This window comes from Modestobacter sp. VKM Ac-2983, assembly GCF_026967885.1.
Classification (GTDB): domain Bacteria; phylum Actinomycetota; class Actinomycetes; order Mycobacteriales; family Geodermatophilaceae; genus Modestobacter.
Genome location: NZ_JAPVBK010000002.1, coordinates 641,575 through 659,989, shown reverse-complemented (window position 1 = coordinate 659,989; position 18,415 = coordinate 641,575). Strand labels below are relative to the sequence as shown.

14 protein-coding genes are annotated in these 18,415 nt (G+C 74.5%); 9 read left to right on the top strand and 5 right to left on the bottom strand.

Features of this window, described 5'->3' with window-relative positions; genetic code table 11:
- Positions 1-69 precede the first annotated feature (69 nt).
- The 5 genes from O2W18_RS09560 to O2W18_RS09540 form a co-directional block, all read right to left on the bottom strand.
- Positions 70-2,715, bottom strand: coding sequence for a family 78 glycoside hydrolase catalytic domain (locus O2W18_RS09560; protein WP_269187300.1), 2,646 nt, complete (start codon positions 2,713-2,715; stop codon positions 70-72).
- Positions 2,712-3,734 carry an oligopeptide/dipeptide ABC transporter ATP-binding protein gene (locus O2W18_RS09555; protein WP_269187299.1) on the bottom strand — a complete coding sequence of 341 codons (1,023 nt, stop codon included), beginning with the start codon at positions 3,732-3,734 and terminating at the stop codon, positions 2,712-2,714. Before O2W18_RS09555 ends, O2W18_RS09560 begins: the two co-directional genes overlap by 4 nt.
- Positions 3,731-5,725 (bottom strand): dipeptide/oligopeptide/nickel ABC transporter permease/ATP-binding protein, encoded by a 1,995-nt coding sequence (locus tag O2W18_RS09550; protein ID WP_269187298.1) that lies wholly within the window; start codon positions 5,723-5,725, stop codon positions 3,731-3,733. Before O2W18_RS09550 ends, O2W18_RS09555 begins: the two co-directional genes overlap by 4 nt.
- Complete coding sequence (locus tag O2W18_RS09545) at positions 5,722-6,663, bottom strand: ABC transporter permease (RefSeq protein WP_269187297.1); 942 nt, start codon at positions 6,661-6,663, stop codon at positions 5,722-5,724. Before O2W18_RS09545 ends, O2W18_RS09550 begins: the two co-directional genes overlap by 4 nt.
- Before the next feature lie 107 nt (positions 6,664-6,770).
- Positions 6,771-8,363, bottom strand: coding sequence for an ABC transporter substrate-binding protein (locus O2W18_RS09540; RefSeq protein WP_269187296.1), 1,593 nt, complete (start codon positions 8,361-8,363; stop codon positions 6,771-6,773).
- A gap of 179 nt (positions 8,364-8,542) precedes the next feature.
- Between O2W18_RS09540 and O2W18_RS09535 the strand changes: the two genes are divergently transcribed.
- The 9 genes from O2W18_RS09535 (at position 8,543) to O2W18_RS09495 (ending at position 18,354) form a co-directional block, all read left to right on the top strand.
- Positions 8,543-9,349, top strand: coding sequence for an IclR family transcriptional regulator (locus O2W18_RS09535; RefSeq protein WP_269187295.1), 807 nt, complete (start codon positions 8,543-8,545; stop codon positions 9,347-9,349).
- Between the two features lie 139 nt (positions 9,350-9,488).
- Entirely contained in the window at positions 9,489-10,661 is a 1,173-nt protein-coding gene (locus O2W18_RS09530) for a glycoside hydrolase family 1 protein (protein ID WP_269187294.1), read from the top strand.
- Positions 10,662-10,756: 95 nt separating this feature from the next.
- Positions 10,757-11,317, top strand: a complete 561-nt coding sequence (locus O2W18_RS09525) for a quercetin 2,3-dioxygenase (RefSeq protein ID WP_269187293.1) — start codon at positions 10,757-10,759, stop codon at positions 11,315-11,317.
- Positions 11,318-11,396: 79 nt separating this feature from the next.
- Positions 11,397-12,320: an alpha/beta hydrolase gene (locus O2W18_RS09520; RefSeq protein WP_269187292.1), complete on the top strand. Its 924-nt coding sequence runs from the start codon at positions 11,397-11,399 to the stop codon at positions 12,318-12,320.
- The gene (locus O2W18_RS09515; RefSeq protein WP_269187291.1) at positions 12,317-13,168 is read left to right on the top strand and encodes a fumarylacetoacetate hydrolase family protein; all 852 of its coding nucleotides are present in this window, start codon (positions 12,317-12,319) and stop codon (positions 13,166-13,168) included. Before O2W18_RS09520 ends, O2W18_RS09515 begins: the two co-directional genes overlap by 4 nt.
- On the top strand, positions 13,158-14,405 hold the full coding sequence (locus tag O2W18_RS09510) for a DUF3500 domain-containing protein (RefSeq protein WP_269187290.1): 1,248 nt from the start codon (positions 13,158-13,160) through the stop codon (positions 14,403-14,405). The genes O2W18_RS09515 and O2W18_RS09510 overlap by 11 nt, the downstream gene beginning before the upstream one ends.
- Positions 14,406-14,560: 155 nt before the next feature.
- Positions 14,561-16,189, top strand: a complete 1,629-nt coding sequence (locus O2W18_RS09505; RefSeq protein WP_269187289.1) for an FAD-dependent monooxygenase — start codon at positions 14,561-14,563, stop codon at positions 16,187-16,189.
- 9 nt (positions 16,190-16,198) lie between these two features.
- The gene (locus O2W18_RS09500; protein WP_269187288.1) at positions 16,199-17,281 is read left to right on the top strand and encodes a Gfo/Idh/MocA family protein; all 1,083 of its coding nucleotides are present in this window, start codon (positions 16,199-16,201) and stop codon (positions 17,279-17,281) included.
- A gap of 116 nt (positions 17,282-17,397) precedes the next feature.
- Complete coding sequence (locus O2W18_RS09495; protein ID WP_269187287.1) at positions 17,398-18,354, top strand: carbohydrate kinase family protein; 957 nt, start codon at positions 17,398-17,400, stop codon at positions 18,352-18,354.
- Positions 18,355-18,415 lie beyond the last annotated feature (61 nt).

Here is an 18,415-nt window from a genome sequence, read left to right as displayed (position 1 = left end):
ACGATCATGGAGCACCGGTGCGGACGCGCCGGGATATAGCGGCGTGTCCTCCCGCCAGCTCCATGATCATCAGGCGGGGGCGGGGGCGGGGCAGCGGAAGGTGTGCAGGCCGGGGGCGGCTTGCTGGGTGGTGCCGTCGAGGAGGACGACGGTCGCCTCGGTGCCGGCGGGCACCGCCACGCGCAGGGAGAAGACGCCGTCCGTGACCTGCCAGGCCGACTCGATCCGGCCGTACGGCGACTCGTGCGCCGCCTCGGCGCTGGTCAGGCCGCCACCCGGGCGCGGCTGGACCCGGAACCGGCGGTAGGCGGGCTCGGTCAGCTCGATGCCGGCGGTGTACCGGTGCAGGAAGGAGATGACCGCGCCCTTGCTGTAGTGGTTCAGCGACTCGTGCGGCACGCCGTCGGCGTCCACGCCGTCCCACCTCTCCCACACCGTGGTCGCCCCGCGGTCGACCATGGTCAGCCAGGACGGCTCGGTGTCGGTGAGCAGCAGCTCGTAGGCGACGTCCAGGTACCCGGTGTCGGCGAGCACCGGCAGCAGGTAGGGCGTGGCCAGGAAGCCGGTGCCCAGGTGGCTGTCGGCCTTGCGGACCAGCTCGACCAGCCGCTCGGCGACGGCCGCCCGCAGCCCCGCGGGGACGAGGTCGAAGGCGAGCGCACGCACGTGGTCGGCCTGCGTGTCGCAGGTCAGCCGCCCCTCGTCGTCCAGGTACTCCGCCTGCCAGGCGGCGCGCACCTCGGCGGCCAGCCCGGCGTAGCGGTCGGCGTCCGCCGTCCGCCCGAGGACGGCGGCGATCCGGCTCAGCAACCCGGCGCTGTGCGCGTAGTACGCCGTCGCCACCTCGCCCTTGTCGGCCGCGACGAAGGCGGCGAAGTCGCCGACGTCCTCGCCGGGCACCAGCCACTCACCCCAGTGGAAGCCGGTGTCCCAGAGGAAGCGCTCGTGCGGCGCGGGATCCGGCCGGCGCGCGGCCCGCGCCGGGTGCCGTTGCTCGCGGGCCATCCGCTCCACCCGGTCCAGCCAGCCGACCATCGTCGGCCACAGCTCGGCGAGCACCTGCTCGTCGCCGTAGGCGCGGTACAGCTCCCAGGGCACGATGACCGCGGCGTCGCCCCAGCCGGCCGAGCCGTTCAGCGCCGCGACCGGCCCCTCCCGCCCCTCGCTGCGGGAGGCCGGGCTGATGTTGGCGATCGTGCCGTCGGGCCACTGGTCGGCGGCGACGTCGCGCAGCCACTTGGTGGAGAACCCGGCGACGTCGTAGAGGAACGCGGCGGTCGGGACGTAGAGCTGCCAGTCACCGGTCCAGCCGGCGCGCTCGCGGTGCGGGCAGTCGGTGGGGACGTCGCAGGCGTTGCCGCGCAGGCTCCAGACGGCGGCCTCGTGGAAGCGGGTCACCCGCTCGTCGCTGCAGGAGAACCAGCCGGTGCGGCGCAGGTCGGTGTGCACGACGACGCCGCGGACGTCGTCGGCGGTCAGCTCACCGGGGTGGCCCTCGATCCGCACGTACTGGAAGCCGTGCGTCGTCCGCCGCGGTTCGAACACCTCCCCCGGCACGCCGGCCGACACGACCTGGTCGACCTGCCCGGCCGGCAGCGGCTCCGGCAGGAACGGCACGGCCGGGCGCAGGTGGTCGGTGGTGACGTCGCCGTCGGGGCCGAGCCACTCGCCGTGCGTCAGCGTGAGGGTGGTGTTCGCCGGGCCCAGGTCGGTGAGCTGCAGCCAGCCGTTGACGTTCTGGCCGAGGTCGACGACGTGCGCCCCGCTCGGCAGCCGGGTGACCGACACCGGGGTGAGCTCCTCGACCCGGCGGACCGGCGGGGCCGGTGAGTCGACGAGGCCGGCGTAGCCGTGGTGGACGACGCCCACCGGTGCCCAGCCGGCGTCGTCGAAGCCCGGGACGTCCCAGCCGCGCGGCAGCCGCCGCAGGTCCACCCGCTCGCCGGCGATCAGGTCGGCGGCCACGACGTGGCCCTCGGCGCTGCGCCAGCCCGGCCCGGTGCCGACCACGGTGACGCTGCCGTCGGCGTGCACCAGGTGCAGCTGGGCGAGCAGCGCGAGCCGGTCGCCCCACTGGTCGGCGGCCCGGAGGATGCCGATCTGGCCGCGGAACCAGCCGTCGGCCAGCACCACGGCCAGCGCGTTGCGGCCCGGCCGGACGGCGGCGGTGACATCGAGGGTCTGCACCTGCAGCCGGACGTCGTACTGGGTGAAGCCCGGGGTCAGCTCGGCGTCACCGGCGCGCTCGCCGTTGAGGAACGCCTCGTACAGCCCCTGGGCGGTGGCGTGCAGCCGGGCGGCGACCACCGGCCGGTCGACGTCGAACTCGTACCGCAGCAGCGCGGCGGGCCGCTCCCCGGGCGGGCCGCCGGGCGTCTCCCCCGGCTCGACCCACGAGGCCTGCCAGTCCTCGGCCCACAGCAACCCGGTCTCGAACCACGCCGGCTCCGACGCGGCGCTCTTCCCCAGGTCGGTGCGGACCGCCACCCGCCACTGCACCCGCTGCGACGACCCCAGCGGCGGGCCGGCGTAGGGGACCAGGAGGGTCCGGTCGCCGTCCATCCAGCCGGTGTCCCAGCCGCTGTCTGTGGTGATCCGGGCGGCCAGCTGCTCGCGGGCGCCGGCCGGGAGTCGCCAGGACAGTCGCGGCGTGGTGGTCCGGATGCCGAGTGGTTCGTCGAGGTGCTCGACCCGCAGGTGGTGCGGGGCCTTCATGGCCTGGGGACCCGCTCGGCGTGGTGGCAGGCGGTGAGCGAGCCGTCGAGCAGCCGGAGCGGCGGCCGCTGCTCCACGCAGACGTCGGTGGAGAACGGGCAGCGCGGCACGAAGGGGCAGCCGGTGGCCGATGGGGATGCAGCGCCCGCGGTGCCGAAGCCGGCGGCCTCCCGGGCCGCGCGGCGCGCGGCCTGCTCGGCGGGGCGCGGCACCGGGGCGGCTGCGGTCAGCGCGAGGGTGTACGGGTGCCGGGGCCGCTGGGCCACCTGCTCGGCCGGGCCGGTCTCCATGACCTGGCCGCGGTAGAGCACGACGGTGCGCTGGGACAGGAAGCGCACCACACCCAGGTCGTGGGCGATGAAGAGGAAGGACAGCCCGCGCTGGTCCCGCAGGTCGGCCAGCAGGTTGAGCACCTGCGCCTGGGTGGACAGGTCCAGGGCGGACACCGGCTCGTCCAGCACGACCACCTTGGGGTCGCAGACCAGCGCCCGCGCGATGGCGATGCGCTGCCGCTGGCCCCCGGAGAACTGCGCCGGGCGGCGGTCGACGGCCTCGGCCGGGAGCCCCACGGACTCCAGCCCGGACCGGGCCCGCGCCAGCGCCTCGGCACCGGTCACGCCCATCAGCCGCAGCGGCTCCACCAGGGTCTGGCCGATGGTGCGGGCGGGGTTGAGCGAGGAGTACGGGTCCTGGAAGACCACCCGCAGGTCCGCCACCTGGCGGCTGCGCTGCTTGAGCGACATCGCGGTGACGTCCTGCCCGGCCACCTCCACGGTGCCGGCGGTCGGCCGCTGCAGGCCCAGGACGGCCTTGCCGATCGTGGACTTGCCCGAGCCGGACTCCCCGACCAGGCCGAGCGTCTCCCCGGGCGCGATGTCGAAGCTGACGCCGTCCACGGCCGGCGGGGCGCTCCGCGCCCGGCGACCGGAGCCGTAGCGGACCACCAGGTCGCGGACCCGGAGCGCGGGTGCCTGCTCCCCCGGGTGGACCTCGTGGGTGGGATCCGCCAGCGCGGTCATCGGGAGGCTCCTGCGGTCGGGGTGGCGGTGGGGGCCGGCGCCGCGCCGACGGGGTCGGCGTCCCAGCTGAGGTGGGCGCCGGCGAGCTCGTCGGCCCGGACGCAGAGCACCGACCCGATGCCGTGGGCGGGCTCGGCCGGGAACGGTGCCCGGCACTGGTCCTGGGCGAACTGGCAGCGGCTGGCGAACCGGCAGCCGGTGGGCCACGAGCCGGGCGGCGGCACCGTCCCGGGGATCGACGCCAGCCGCGCCGGCACCGCGACACCGTCGGGCACGTGCGGGTTGGCTGCCAGCAACGCCTGGGTGTACGGGTGCCTGGGCCCGTCGAGGACGGCGGCCGCGGTGCCGGACTCGACGACCGTGCCGGCGTACATCACGGCCACGTCGTCGCAGATGTCGGCGACGACCCCGAGGTCGTGGCTGACGATCACCACCGACAGCCCGGTGTCCCGGACCAGCGCCCGCAGCAGGGTGAGGATCTCCGCCTGCACGGTCACGTCGAGCGCGGTCGTCGGCTCGTCGGCGATCAGCAGCTCCGGCTCACCGGTCAGCGCGAGCGCGATGCACACCCGCTGGGCCATGCCGCCGGAGAGCTGGTGCGGGTAGCTCCCCAACACCCGCTCGGCGTCGACGATGCCCACGTTGCGCAGCAGCTCCGCGGCGATCCGCCGTGCCTCGCCCCGGCCGACGCCGCGGAACCGGCGGATCGGCTGGGTGAGCTGGTAGGCGACGGAGAACATCGGGTCCAGCGCCACCATCGGCTCCTGGGAGATCATCGCGATCTCCCGCCCCCGGACGGCGCTCAGCTCCTTCTCCGTGCGGCCGACCAGGTCCTGTCCCCGCCAGTGGATCGCCCCGCCGCGCACCGACACCCCGTCGGGCAGCAGACCGAGCAGCGACCGCGCGGTCATCGTCTTGCCGCACCCCGACTCACCGACCAGGCCGAGCACCCGGCCCGGCCGCAGCGCGAACGAGACCCCGGTGACCAGGTCCGGGCCGTCGTCGACGGCGATGGTGACGTCCCGGACCTCCAGGACGGCGGCCGGGTCGGCCGGGGTGAGCTCCGCCGGAGCAGTCCGCGCCGCCGACCGGCGCCGGCGGCGGGCCGGTGCGGCCTCCCCCGCGGCCTTGCCGGCGATCGCGTCGGCCAGCTCGTTGGCGGCGATCACGGTGAGGGCGAGGACCAGCCCGGTGGGCACCATCAGCCACGGCGCGTTGAACACGTAGGACGACGCATCCTGGATCATGAACCCCCAGCTGGGGTCGGGCTCGGCCGGACCGAAGCCGAGGAAGGCCAGGCCCGCGACGATGAGCAGGCCGATGCCGTACAGCTGGGCGGCCTGCACGGCGATGACGGTGGCCATCGACGGCAGCACGTGCACCACGTTCACCCGCAGCGAGCCCAGACCGTTGACCCGGGCGGCGTCGACGTAGAGCCGGGTGCGGACCGACTGGGCCACGCCCAGCATCACCCGGTAGACCGCGGCGGAGATCAGCACGCCGAGGACGGCCATGATGATGAAGATCCGCACCCCGATCACGCCGATGACGGCCAGCAGCAGGATCGTCGAGGGCAGCGCCAGGAACACCTCGGTCACCCGGCTGATCACCCGCTCCACGCGCGGCCCGCGCTCGGCGGCGATCAGGGCCAGCGGCAGACCGATCCCGAAGGCGACCAGCACGGTCACCGCGGAGGAGAGCAGCGGCTCGGTACCGGCGGTGAAGATCCGGCTGAGCAGGTCCCGGCCGAGCGGATCGGTGCCGAGCCAGTGCTCGGCCGACGGCAGCGCCAACCGGTTGGCCAGGTCCTGCTCGGCGACGCCGTAGGGGCGCCACCGCGGTGCGGTCAGCGACGCGACGACGATGAAGAGCAGCCAGCCGGCGGCCAGCAGCCCCCCGGGCCGGCGGAGCGCGTCGGGCACGCGCCGGCGGGCCGGCGGTCCGGGCTCCGTCGTGACGTCGTCGGCCGCGTCCAGCGGGAGCACGCTCACGATGCACGCACCTTCGGGTCCAGTGCCGCCACGACCAGGTCGAGCAGCAGGTTGATGAGCACGACGACGACGGTGGCCACCACCACGACCCCGACCAGGGCCGGGAAGTCGCTGGAGGCCGCGGCGGCCTGCCCGGCCTGCCCCAGCCCGGGCAGTGCGAAGAGGTTCTCGATGATCACCGAGCCGCCGAAGAGGGCGATGAACTGGATGCCGAGCACCGAGACGACGGGGAGGCTGGCGAACCGCAGCGCGTGCACGTAGCGGATCCGCCACTCCGGCGTGCCCATCGCCCGCAGCGTCCGGACGTGCTCCTGGGCCAGCGCCTGCCGCAGGCCGGCGTTCGCCGTCCGCGCGACGATCGCCGCCCCGCCGATGGTCAGGGCGATCACCGGGATGAGCAGGCTGGTGAACCACCCGACCGGGTCCACGGTGAAGGGCACGTACCCGGTGGCGGGCAGCCAGCCCAGCTGGAGCGCCAGCACGTAGACCAGCAGGATGCCGACCCAGAAGACCGGCAGGGACAGCGCCACCCCGCTGCCGGTGGTGATGAGGCGGGCCACCCGGCCGCCGCGGAACGCCGCGGCGACCCCCAGGACGATGCCGAGGACACCGGACAGGAGGGTGGCGAACAGCGCGATCGACGCGGTCACCGGGACCCGGTCGGCCAGGTCGGCGGCGATCGAGCGGCCGTCGATGAGCGACGTGCCCAGGTCGCCGCGCACCAGGTCACCCAGGTAGTCGAAGAACTGGGTGGGCAGCGGGCGGTTCCAGCCGAGCGCCTCGTTCTCCGCGACGATCCGCTCCGGTGTCGCGTTCGTGCCGAGCCGGACCGCGCCCGGGGAGGTGTCGGTGGCGTGCACCAGCAGGAAGCTGATCACCACCGCGGCGAGCACCGTGCCGATGGCCATGGCCATCCGCCGGGCGAGGAAAGCGAGCATCACGGGGTCCTTCGGCGTGCGGGTCCGGTGGCCATGGGCCAGGGAACGGTGCGAGAGGGACCGGTGGCCGCGGGACGTCCCGCGGCCACCGGCCGGTGCCGCGCGGCTCAGGCCGCCGGCTCGACCTCGGAGAGGACCAGGTAGTTGTTCGTCCCCGCGTAGGAGGGCTCGGCCACCTTCTCGGCGTTGTAGCCGGTGTAGGCGTAGTCCTCGTAGACCGGGATGTACCAGCCGTTCTCCGCGATCGCCCGGTTGAGGTCGCCGAGCGCCTGCTCGCGATCCGCACCGGACGAGCCGAGTGCGGCGCCCAGCGCCGCCTGGATCTCCGGCTCGGTCGCGCCCTGCATGTTCATGAAGCCGCCGTAGAGCACCCCGGCGACCCAGCCGGCCGGCTGACCACCGATCGCCATCGGCCCGAAGATCAGCGGGTCGGTGCGGACCGCGGCGAACACCTGGTCGGTCGAGGTGGCCGTCACGAAGTTCATCTCGATGCCGACCTCGGCGAGCTGCTGCTGGATGACCACCTGGTCCTCCGTCGGCTGGCCGAGCACCGTGATGTCGAAGGCGAACCCGTCGGGCAGGCCGGCCTCGGCGAGCAGCTCGCGGGCGCGCTCGGGGTCGTACCCGAACTCCTCGTTCAACGCCGGGTCGAAGCCCTCGGCCTCGGCGGGGAACAGCTGGGCCGTCGGCTGGGCGCCGGGGTGCAGCTGCTCGACGATCGCCTCCCGGTCGATGGCGTGGCTGATCGCCTGCCGGACCCGCTCGTCGGCGAAGGCGGGGTTGGTGGCACCGGTCTTGTCGATGACCGGGAAGCCGACGATGGTGCCGCCGACCTTCGCCAGGCTCGACCGCTGCTCGACCATGTCGATCGTGGTCGGCTTGAGGATGGTGGCGACGTCGGCCTGACCGGAGATGACCGCGTTGGCCAGCGCCTGGGGGTCGGTGATCACGTTGAACACGACGCTGTCGTAGGCCCACTCGTCGGCGTTCCACGCCTGGTCGTTCTTGTCCAGCGTGTAAGTGCTGGCCCGCGTGGTCTCCCCTGCGTTGAGCGTGTAGGCGCCCGACCCGTCCGGGGTGGTCTCCAGCGACGCGGGGTCGGCGAGACCGTCGGGCCCGACGATGACCCCGGCGGTGTCGGTGAGGTTGTTCTCCGGGCTGGCCTGCGGCTGGGCCCAGGTGATGACGACGGTCTGCGGGTCGGGTGCCGCGACGTCGACGATCTCGCTGGCCCCGCCGGTGGCGAGCGCGCCGTAGGCCTCCAGGTCGGCGTCGTTGCGCCGGTCCAGGTTGGCCTTGACGATCTCCGCGGTCAGCTCCGAACCGTCGGCGAACGTGACGCCCTCGCGCAGCGTCAGCGTCGTCTGGGTGTCGTCCTCGTTGTTGCTGAACTCGGTGACCAGGCTCGGCGCCACGGTGCCGTCCGGCTGGGTCACGAACAGCGAGTCGTACAGGGCGCTGAAGAAGGTGAACTGACCCTGCGAGTACTCCAGCGGGTCGTAGCCGGTGGGGGCGGCGTCCGCGTCGTAGGCGAAGGTCAGCGTGTCGCTCGGGCTCTGGCTGGAGGTGCCACCGCCGTTGCTGCCGCCACCGCACGCGGCGAGCGAGGTGAGCGCACCGGCGGCCAGGACGGCGACGCCGGTCCGCGTCAGAGAGGGTCGGGGAACGACCAGGGGGTCACGAGTCCGGAACAGCTTCATACCGGTCTGGCTCCTTCGCTTCATTACGGAGGGGTCATGTCGGCCGGGACTCGGCCGCGCCGGGGAACCGGCTTGGCAGCAACAGTGCGATGGGCCTCGCCGTGACGTCAGGCACAATGCCGGTCAATGGAACACAACTGTGGCCTGCGCCTCATCGACGAGATCCAGGAGCCTCTTGCGTGACGGACGACGTCTCCCCCAGCACGCGGGTCCGCGGCCGACGCCCTCCGCAGGGCGATCCCGTCGTCGACCGGGCCCTCGCCCTGCTCGGCGCCTTCGACAGCAACCGCCCGTACCTGACCCTCAGCGAGCTCAGCCGGCGCACGGGCATCCCGGCCAGCTCGGCGCTGCGGCTGGCCGGCCGGCTGCTGGAGTGGGGCGCCCTCGAGCGCGGTGCCGACGGCCGCTTCTCCATCGGCATGCGGCTGTGGGAGGTGGCGTCACTCACCCCCCGCAGCCACGAGCTGCGCCGGGTGGCCCTCCCCTTCATGGGCGACCTGGAGGAGGTCACCCGCCAGCACGTGCTCCTCGCCGTGCTGGAGGGCGAGGAGGCGGTGATGGTGGAGCGGCTCTCCTCCCACGGGGCCGTCGCCGCCCTCTACCGGCCCGGCGGGCGGATGCCCCTGCACTCCACCGGGGTCGGACTGGTGCTCCTCGCCTTCGCGGAGTCCGGGTTCCAGGAGCAGGTGCTCGGGCAGCCGCTGATGCACCTCCCGGAGAAGATCCCGGTGTCGCCGGCGGCGCTGCGGCGCACGCTGGCGGAGATCCGGCGGGACGGGCTGGCCACCTTCCGCCGGGGCGCCCCGGAGCCGATCGTCTCCGTGGCCGCCCCGGTGCACGACGCGCAGGGCACCGTGGTCGCCGCGCTGTCGGTGCTGGTGCCCGCGGAGAACGCCGAGCCACGGCTCCTCGGGCCGGCGGTGCGCACGGCCGCACGGGGCATCTCCCGTGGGCTCGGCGCCTGGCGGGCACCCGGGACCCCCTGATCCGACTCGTCTGCCATTGGCCGGCAGCGGTGCTGATCACGGTGAGCGGCGTCACGCATGCTCGCGGGACGTCGATCAACGAGGAGCGCCGTGCCTGCCCGTGCGGCACGGCCTCCCGACACCGCTGGAGGCCCACCGCATGACCCGATTCCCGGACGGCTTCCTGTGGGGCACCGCCACCGCCGCGCACCAGGTCGAGGGCGGCAACGTCAACAACGACCACTGGGAGATGGAGCACGCCCCGCACTCGCCCTTCGTCGAGTCCAGCGGCGACGCGTGCGACTCCTGGAACCGGTGGGAGGCCGACCTCGACCTCGTCGCCGGGGCCGGGCTGAACACCTACCGGTTCAGCCTGGAGTGGAGCCGGATCGAACCGGCCGAGGGCGAGCTCTCCCGCTCGGCCCTGGACCACTACCGGCGGATCGTGGACGGGTGCCGCGATCGCGGGCTGGCCCCGATCGTCACGCTGGTCCACTTCACGATGCCGCGCTGGATGATGCACGACGGCGGCTGGACCGGCCCGAAGGCCGGCGACCGGGTCGCCCGGTTCACCGAGCTGGCCCTGCCTGCGGTCGAGCACGCCGAGCACGTGCTCACCCTCAACGAGCCGAACCTGATGGCGGTCCAGCCGGTGATCGGCGCGATGGCCCGGCGCGGCGAGCCGATCCACGGCCTGCCCGCACCCGACCAGGGCGTCGCCGAGGCCCTGATCGGGCTGCACCGCCGCAGCACGGAGGTGCTGCGGGGGGCCGGCGCTCCCCCGTCCGGCATGTCCCTGGTCGGCCTGGAGTACATCGACGACGGCGGCGGCCAGGAGCACCTGCAGACCGCGCGCGCGGCGATGATGGACCAGTTCCTGCAGGCCGCGGCGGGCGACGACCTCGTGGGGCTGCAGATCTACACCGCCCAGCGGTTCGGCGCCGATGGGCTGATCGCCCCGCCGGCCGACCGGCAGACGCTGGCCCACGGCATGGAACGCCGGCCGGAGGCCCTCGGCGCCGCGATCCGGTACGCGTCCTCGGTACTGCCGGGGACCCCGCTGATGGTCACCGAGAACGGCATCGCCACCGCCGACGACGCCGACCGGATCGCCTTCACCACCGACGCGCTGCGCGGCCTGGCCGCGGCGATCGCAGATGGAGCCGACGTCCGGGGCTACGTGCACTGGAGCCTGCTGGACAACTTCGAGTGGATGCTCGGCTTCGCGCCCACCTTCGGCCTGGTCGCCGTCGACCGCGAGACCTTCGCCCGCACGCCGAAGCCCAGCCTGGCCTGGCTGGGCGACGTCGCGAAGCGCAACGGCCTCGCCTGATCCACCTGCCGCCCAATGGCACCACCCTGGGCCTCGGTGACCCCGGTCACCGAGGCTCAGGACCGTCAACGCCGACACCGACCCGGGAGCACCCCATGAGCTTCGAGTACCTGATCGACCCCGCGAAGGGCCCGCAGTGGCAGGGCGTCCTGCCCGGCAAGCCGCAGCCCTACGTGCTCCGCCGCGGCGAGGGCGAGCACGCCAAGCTCTTCGGTGACCTGTTCACCGTGTTGCTGTCCGGCGACGAGACGGACGGCCAGTTCGGCATCATCACCGCGGACTCCCCCGCCGGCGACGTCATCCCGACCCACTCGCACAACGAGACCCACGAGACCTTCTACGTGCTCGAGGGCAAGGTCCGGTTGTTCTTCGAGGACGCCGAGGGCGGCAAGCAGTCGCAGCTGCTTGCCCCGGGCGACTTCGGCTACGTACCGGCCGGGTTCGCGCACGCCTACCAGATCGTCGAGCACGCCCGGATGATGGGCACGCTCTCCGGCGGGTTCGAGCGGTTCTTTCAGCACATGGGCACCCCGACGGACTCCACGGCTGCCGACCAGCCGCCGTTCATCCCGGACTTCCCGCGCATGCAGGCCGCTGCGCAGCAGCACAACATGCAGTTCAAGCCCGACTTCCAGTGGCCCGAGCCCACCGCCTGACCCGCGCCGACCACCGCCCCGTTCCCGGCGCCGAGAGCACAGCCGCCCTCGGCGCCGGGAGCGCGCCCTGAGGAGACCCGTGCCCACGCCCGCCCTCCCGCTCCCCCCACCCGCCCACGAGGCGCCGCTGCCCCCGGCCCGCGCGGGCGCCGGCGGCGTCCGGGTGCTGTCCGGCGTGCCGTACGCGGCCCTGCCCGGCGCCCGGCCGCTGGAGCTCGACCTGTACCTGCCGGCAGGTGGCGGCCCGGCGCCGGTCGTGGTCTTCCTGCACGGCGGCGGGTGGCGGCTGGGCAGCCGGCACGCCGTCGGCCCGATGTACCGGGACGCCGTCCCGACGCCGTTCGAGCAGGTGGCCCTGGCCGGCATCGCGGTGGCCAGCGTCGACTACCGGCTCTCCGGGGAGGCGGCGTGGCCGGCGCAGCTGCACGACGCCAAGGCCGCCGTCCGCTGGCTGCGTTCCCGCGCCACCGAGCTGGGGGTGGACGCCGACCGGGTCGCCTCCTGGGGCGAGTCGGCCGGCGGCCATCTCGCCGAGCTGCTCGGGCTGGTGACCGACCCCGCCCTCGAGGGCGAGGTCGGGGCCACCGGCCCGTCCAGCGCGGTCGCCGCCGTGGCCGCCTGGTACGCCCCCAGCGACATCGGGGCGGTGGCGACCGACATCGGCAACGACCCGGCCGACCCGACCAGCCGGGAGTCCCAGCTGATCGGCGCCCCGGTGTCCGCGGCCGCCGACCTGGCCGCCCAGGCCAGCCCGATCACGCACGTCTCCCCCGCCGCGCCACCGGTCCTGCTGCTGCACGGCCGGGCCGACCGGTTCGTCGCGACCGCACAGAGCCAGCGGCTGCACGCCGCCCTGGCCGCGGCGGGGACGGACGTGGAGCTGCACACCTACGACGACGCCGACCACATGTGGCTCGGCGCACCGGACGCGGCCACCGACGCACTCGACCGCACGATCACCTTCCTGCGGCACCACCTGATCGACGAAGGAGACCGAGCATGAGGACAGTCGGCATCCGCCGGGACGGCGGCGAGGTGCAGGTCGCCGCGCTGTCCGACGACGGTGCCTCGGTCACCGTCGTCGCCGGCCTGGACGACTTCTGGGCCGACGCCGCCGGGCACCTGTCGCGCGAGCCCCGCGGGGAGACGCTGGCCGCCACCGACGTCGAGTTCGTGCCGCCGGTGCTGCCCGGCGCCCGGGTCATCTGCATCGGGCTGAACTACCTCAAGCACGTCGCGGAGGGCAGCTTCCGCGACCAGGAGGTCCCGCCGTACCCGACGCTGTTCGCCCGCTGGACCCAGTCGCTGACCGTGGACGGCGCGGAGGTGCCGGTCCCGGCCGACGAGGACGGGCTGGACTGGGAGGGCGAGGTGGTGGCCTACGTCGGCAGCACGCTGGTCGACGCCACCCCCGACGAGGCGCTGGCCGCCGTCGTCGGCTACTCGACCTTCAACGACCTGACCTCCCGGCGGGCGCAGAAGCTCACCAGCCAGTGGATCCTCGGCAAGAACGGCGACCGGTCCGGCCCGCTGGGGCCGCTGGTCGGTGCCTCCGAGGTCGGTGACCTACGTGACGGCCTGCGGGTGCAGACCCGGGTCAACGGCGAGACCGTCCAGGACGGCCGCACCGACGAGATGGTCTACACCGTCGGCGACACGCTCTCGCTGATCTCCCGCACCTTCACCCTGCGGCCCGGTGACGTGCTGGCGACCGGCACGCCGTCGGGGGTGGGCTACGCCCGGACACCCCCGTGGCTCATGCAGCCCGGCGACGTCGTCGAGGTCGAGGTCGACCGGCTCGGCGTGCTGACCAACACGATCGTGGGCAGCGAGGCGCGCCGTGTCCGGTGAGTTCCGGCAGTACCTCTTCCCGCACGAGCACCCCCGGCTGGCCGGGGTCCGCGGCCTGGACCCCCACGCCTACCGGGAGCATGCGCGGACCCCGGGCACCTTCACCGGCGGGCTGGTCGAGGGCTGGACGCCGCTGTACCTGCAGGAGTTCCGCGGCGTCACCTCCGACGGCACGCTGCGCGAGGGGCTGTACCCGCTCACCCCGGCCGAGCCGGGCGAGGAGGCGCCGGTCGCGGCCATGGTCGCGGCGGCGCAGGACCTGCTGGCCGCCCTGGACGACGACGGCCGGGACCGGGTCACCTTCCCGGTGGACGCACCGGAGTGGCAGACCTGGGCCAACCCGGAGTTCATGCAGTTCGACACCGGCCTGCGGCTGGAGTTCCAGTCCCCGGAGGTGCGGTGGAAGGCGCTGGCGCTGGTCCGCGCGTCCCTGTCCCCGGAGGGCTTCGAGCTCGCCCGCGCGATGATGCTGATCAACGGCTTCCTCGGCGAGGTCGTCGGCCTGGCGAACGTGCTCAACGAGTTCAGCTACAACATCACCCTCTACGGCACCCCTGACCTGCGCAGCCCCTGGGGCTGGCAGCTGTTCGGTCACCACTGCGCCCTCAACTGCCTCGTCGTCGAGGGCCGGATGCAGCTCTCCCCGGTCTTCCTCGGCGCCGAGCCCAACGAGATCGACGCAGGCCCGCACGCGGGGACCGAGTCGTTCACCGAGCGGATCGCCGCCGGCCTGGCGGTGATGGCCGCCCTCCCGCCGGAGCAGCGGCAGGCCGCCACCGTCTACGCGCAGATGGTCGACCCGGCCATGCCGCCGGGCCGGGTGCACCCCGGCGACGAACGGCACCTGGCCGGCGCCTTCCAGGACAACCGGGTCATCCCGCCCGAGGGCATCCGGGTGTCGGAGATGCCCGACGACGCCCGGCAGCTGGTCCTGCGGATCGTCGAGCAGTTCGTCGGCCTGCTGCCCGCAGGTCCCCGCCGGGCCCGCATGCGCGAGGTGACCGGGCACCTGGACGAGACCTGGTTCAGCTGGATCGGCGGCGCCGAGCCCGGCGACGCCTTCTACTACCGGGTGCAGTCCCCGGTGCTCATCGCCGAGCTCGACCACCACTGCGGCGTCTTCCTCGACTACTCCACCCCGCAGCCCTTCCACGTGCACACCGTGCTGCGCACCCCGCACGGCAACGACTACGGCCGGGCCTGGGTCCGGCAGTGGCAGGCCGCGCACGGGTCCTGAGGACGGATGCGTCTCGCTCTGCCGGTCAATGGCATCGGGCTACGGCGGCGTGACGCCCGCCACGGATGCTGGACCGGCGTCGATCGGCCCGGATGCCCGTCGCCCCCTCCCCCCTTCCCAGCCACTGGGCACCGCAGCCCAGGACAGGAGATCCCATGACCGCCGTGCCAGCCCACGTCCCGGTGTTGATCGCCGGCGGGGGGCCCAGTGGCCTGGCTGCCGCGCTGGAGCTCGGCCGGCGCGGCATCGAGGTGCTCGTCGTCGAACCGCGCGCCGCCCTCGACCCGCTCCGCCCGCGCGCCAAGACCACCAGCGTGCGCACGATGGAGCACCTGCGTCGCTGGGGCCTGGCCGACCGGCTGCGCGCGCTGGCGCCGCTGCCCGTCGAGCACGCCCAGGACGTCGTCTTCTGCACCGGCCTGTTCGGACACGAGATCACCCGCTTCCCCGAGGCGTTCGGCCTCATCACCGAGCAGCGTGACGACTTCGCTGAGCCCGGCCAGCAGGCCCCGCAGCCGCTGGTCGAGCAGCTGCTCCGGGACGCCGTCGCCGAGCTGCCCTCGGTCACCGTCCTCATCGGCTGGCGCGTCGTCGAGGTCACCGACGGCCCCACCGCGGCGGCCGCCGTGCTGGCGGGCCCGGACGGTGGGCGTCACCGGGTCACCGCCGACTGGCTGCTCGGCTGCGACGGCAGCAGCGGCGTCACCCGCCGGGCGATCGGCGCCCGGTACGCCGGCTCCTCCGGGACCCTGCCGAACGTGAGCATCACCTTCCGCTCCCCGCAGCTGGAGGCGCGGGAGCTGTGCGCCCTCGGCGTCCACTACTGGGTGATCGGCGCCGAGCACGGCGGGCTGATGGGGCGGCTGGACCTGCAGGGCACCTGGTGGGCGATCGTCCAGGGCGTCGACGCCGAGGCCGAGGACGTCGACCCGGTCGGGCTGGTGCAGACGCTGGCCGGCGCGGAGATCGACGTCGAGGTCCTCGCCACCGACCCCTGGTCGGCCCGGATGCTGCTGGTCGACCGGTACCGGGGCCAGCGGGTGTTCCTGGTCGGGGACGCCGCCCACCTGAACCCCCCGTGGGGCGGGCACGGCTTCAACACCTGCGTCGGCGACGCGGTGAACCTGGGCTGGAAGCTCGCCGCCGTGCTGCGCGGCTGGGCACCGGAGCACCTGCTGGACAGCTACCAGGCCGAACGCCGGCCGGTGGCCGAGCGGACCATCGACGCGGCCGGGGCGCAGGAGGCCTTCCTGGCACCGTCCTTCGCCACCGGCGACCTGGACGCCGAGACCGCCGAGGGCGCGGCCCTGCGCGCCACGCTGGCCCGGGGGCTGCAGGTCAAGGACCCGGAGTTCCACAGCCTCGGGCTGGTGCTCGGCTACGACTACCCCGACTCGGCGGTCGTCGTCCCCGACGGCCTCCCGGTGCCCGCCCCCGAACTGGTCGGGTTCCGGCCGTCGGCCCACCCGGGCGCGCGGCTGCCGCACACCTGGCTGCCGGACGGGCGCTCGCTGTACGACCTGCTCGGCGAGGAGTTCACCCTGCTCCGGCTGGACCGCTCGGCGGCCACCGAGGCGCTCGCCGTGGCGGCCGCACGGCGCGACGTCCCGTTCCGGGTGGTGGACCTGGCCCACGTCCCCGGCCTCCGGGAGCGCTACGGGGCGGACCTGCTGTTGGTGCGCCCCGACCAGCACGTCGCCTGGCGTGGCTCGGAACCGGGGGACGCCGAGGCGCTGCTGGCCCGGGCCGTGGGCGCCGGGGAACTGGCCGACCTCCTCCCCTAGCGTGACCGCATGACCTCTGCGCCTCCCACCTCGCCGTTCATCGCCCGGCCGGAGCTCCTCGACGCCGACCCGCTGGCCCCGACCGGGCGACCGGTCCGGTGGGGCGTGGTGGCCACCGGCGCGATCGCGGCGACCGTGACCGCCGACCTGGCGCTGCTGCCCGACGCCGTCCTGCAGGCGGTCAGCTCGCGGCAGCCGGCGCGGGCCCAGGCCTTCGCCGAGCAGCTCGGTTTCGCGTCCTGGTACGCCGACGACGAGGCGCGGTCGGGGCTGGACGCCCTGCTCGCCGACCCGGCCGTCGAGGTCGTCTACGTCGCCACCCCGCACGCCCAGCACGCCGACGTGGTCCGGGCGGCGCTGACCGCCGGCAAGTCGGTGCTCTGCGAGAAGCCGGTCACGATCAACGCCAGGGAGGCCCAGGAGCTCGTCGACCTGGCCCGGGAGCGGGGGCTGTTCCTGATGGAGGCGGTCTGGACCCGGTTCCTGCCGGCGTACCAGCGGGCGCTGCAGATCGCCGCCTCCGGGGAGATCGGCACCGTGCACTGGGTCGCCGCGGAGGTCGGGTTCCCGGCGCCGCTGGACCTCACCGCCCGGATCTGGGCGCTCGCGGACGGCGGCGGTGCGCTGCTCGACCTGGCCGTCTACCCGCTGCTGTGGGCCTGGGGCACCCTCGGGCTGCCCGACTCGGTGCGCGCCGCCGGCACCGTCACCCCCGAGGGCGTCGACGCGCAGAACGCCCTCACGCTCACCTACGCCTCCGGCGCCCAGGCGCAGCTGACGACGTCCCTGCTGGCCCGCTCGCCGCACACCGCGCTGATCTGCGGCAGCGACGGCTGGATCCGCACCGACGGCGGCCACTCGGTCTACCGGCCCAACCGGCTGGACGTCCAGGTCGGCGACGGCGCCGTCCGCACCGAGGAGTTCGGGCTGATCGGCTCGGGCTACGTGCACGAGCTGCGGGAGGTCACCCGCTGCCTGCAGCAGGGGCTCACCGAGAGCCCGGTGATGCCGCTGGAGCACTCGCTCGCCACCATGCGGCTGCTGGACGGGATCCGCGAGCAGCTCGGGGTGGTCTACCCGAACGACCGCTGAGCCGGCACGACCGCGGCCACGTCGACGGCGGCCGGCGGTTGGGGCTCGGCGCACCGGCCCCGGTCGGGCGAGCGACGCCGGGTGCCCGACCCCGGGGCCGCCGCTACCGTGTGCCGGTGATCACCGTCTGCGGCGAGCTCGTCATCGACCTGATCCCCTCCGGGGACCCGGCTGCGGGCGCACCGCCGCAGTACACCGCCTTCCCCGGCGGCAACGCGCTCAACGTCGCGGTGGCGGCCGCGCGGCTCGGCGCGGTCACGCACCTGATGTCCCGGGTCGGCCCCGGCCCGTTCGGTGCACTGCTGCGCGAGCACGCGGCCGGCAACGGCGTGGCCACCGACGCGATGCTCACCGCGCCCGAACCGGTCAGCCTTGCCGTGGTCGAGCTGGCCGAGCAGGGGTCGGCGAGCTACTCCTTCCACACCGTGGGCGCCGCCGACTGGCAGTGGACGCCCGCCGAGCTGGCGGCGGCCTGGCCGGCCGACACCCGGATCGTGCACGTCGGGTCGATCTCCAGCTGGACCCCGCCGGGCTCGCTGGCGATCGCCGACCTGGTGCGCCGGGTGCGCGCCGAGGGCACTGCGCTGGTGAGCTTCGACCCGAACGTGCGCCCGACCCTCATCGCCGACCCCGACGCCGTGCGCGCCCAGGTGACCGAGCTGCGCCGGGTCGCCGACATCGTCAAGGTGAGCGCGGAGGACCTGGCGTGGCTGGAGCCCGGGGCCGACCTGGACGACGCCGCCGCCCGGTGGGCCGCCGAGGGCCCCGCCCTGGTGGTCGTCACCGACGGCGGTGACACCCTGCGGGCGGCCCGCCCCGGTGGCGCGGTGCTGCGGGTGCAGCCCCCGTCGGTGACCGTGGTCGACACCGTGGGGGCCGGCGACAGCCTGGCCGCCGGGCTGTTCGCCGGGCTCGCTCGCACGGGCGTGCTCACCTCCGCCCAGCTGCGCGACCTGCCCGAGACCGAGCTGACCGCCCTGCTGGACGACGCGGCGCTGGTCGCCGCCCTCGCCTGCACCCGCGCCGGGGCGAACCCGCCGACCCTCGCCGAGCTGGCGGCCGCGCGCGGCTGAGGCCCGGACGCAGAGAGCCCCCGCCCACCAGATGGCGGGCGGGGGCTCCGTGCGGTCAGCC

Excerpts from the sequence above, each read along its gene's own strand:
- O2W18_RS09530 (WP_269187294.1), top strand. The coding sequence starts at position 9,489 with ATGACCCGATTCCCGGACGGCTTCCTGTGGGGCACCGCCACCGCCGCG.
- O2W18_RS09545 (WP_269187297.1), bottom strand. The coding sequence starts at position 6,663 with ATGCTCGCTTTCCTCGCCCGGCGGATGGCCATGGCCATCGGCACGGTG.
- O2W18_RS09500 (WP_269187288.1), top strand. The coding sequence starts at position 16,199 with ATGACCTCTGCGCCTCCCACCTCGCCGTTCATCGCCCGGCCGGAGCTC.
- O2W18_RS09540 (WP_269187296.1), bottom strand. The coding sequence starts at position 8,363 with ATGAAGCTGTTCCGGACTCGTGACCCCCTGGTCGTTCCCCGACCCTCT.
- O2W18_RS09515 (WP_269187291.1), top strand. The coding sequence starts at position 12,317 with ATGAGGACAGTCGGCATCCGCCGGGACGGCGGCGAGGTGCAGGTCGCC.
- O2W18_RS09525 (WP_269187293.1), top strand. The coding sequence starts at position 10,757 with ATGAGCTTCGAGTACCTGATCGACCCCGCGAAGGGCCCGCAGTGGCAG.
- O2W18_RS09555 (WP_269187299.1), bottom strand. The coding sequence starts at position 3,734 with ATGACCGCGCTGGCGGATCCCACCCACGAGGTCCACCCGGGGGAGCAG.
- O2W18_RS09560 (WP_269187300.1), bottom strand. The coding sequence starts at position 2,715 with ATGAAGGCCCCGCACCACCTGCGGGTCGAGCACCTCGACGAACCACTC.
- O2W18_RS09505 (WP_269187289.1), top strand. The coding sequence starts at position 14,561 with ATGACCGCCGTGCCAGCCCACGTCCCGGTGTTGATCGCCGGCGGGGGG.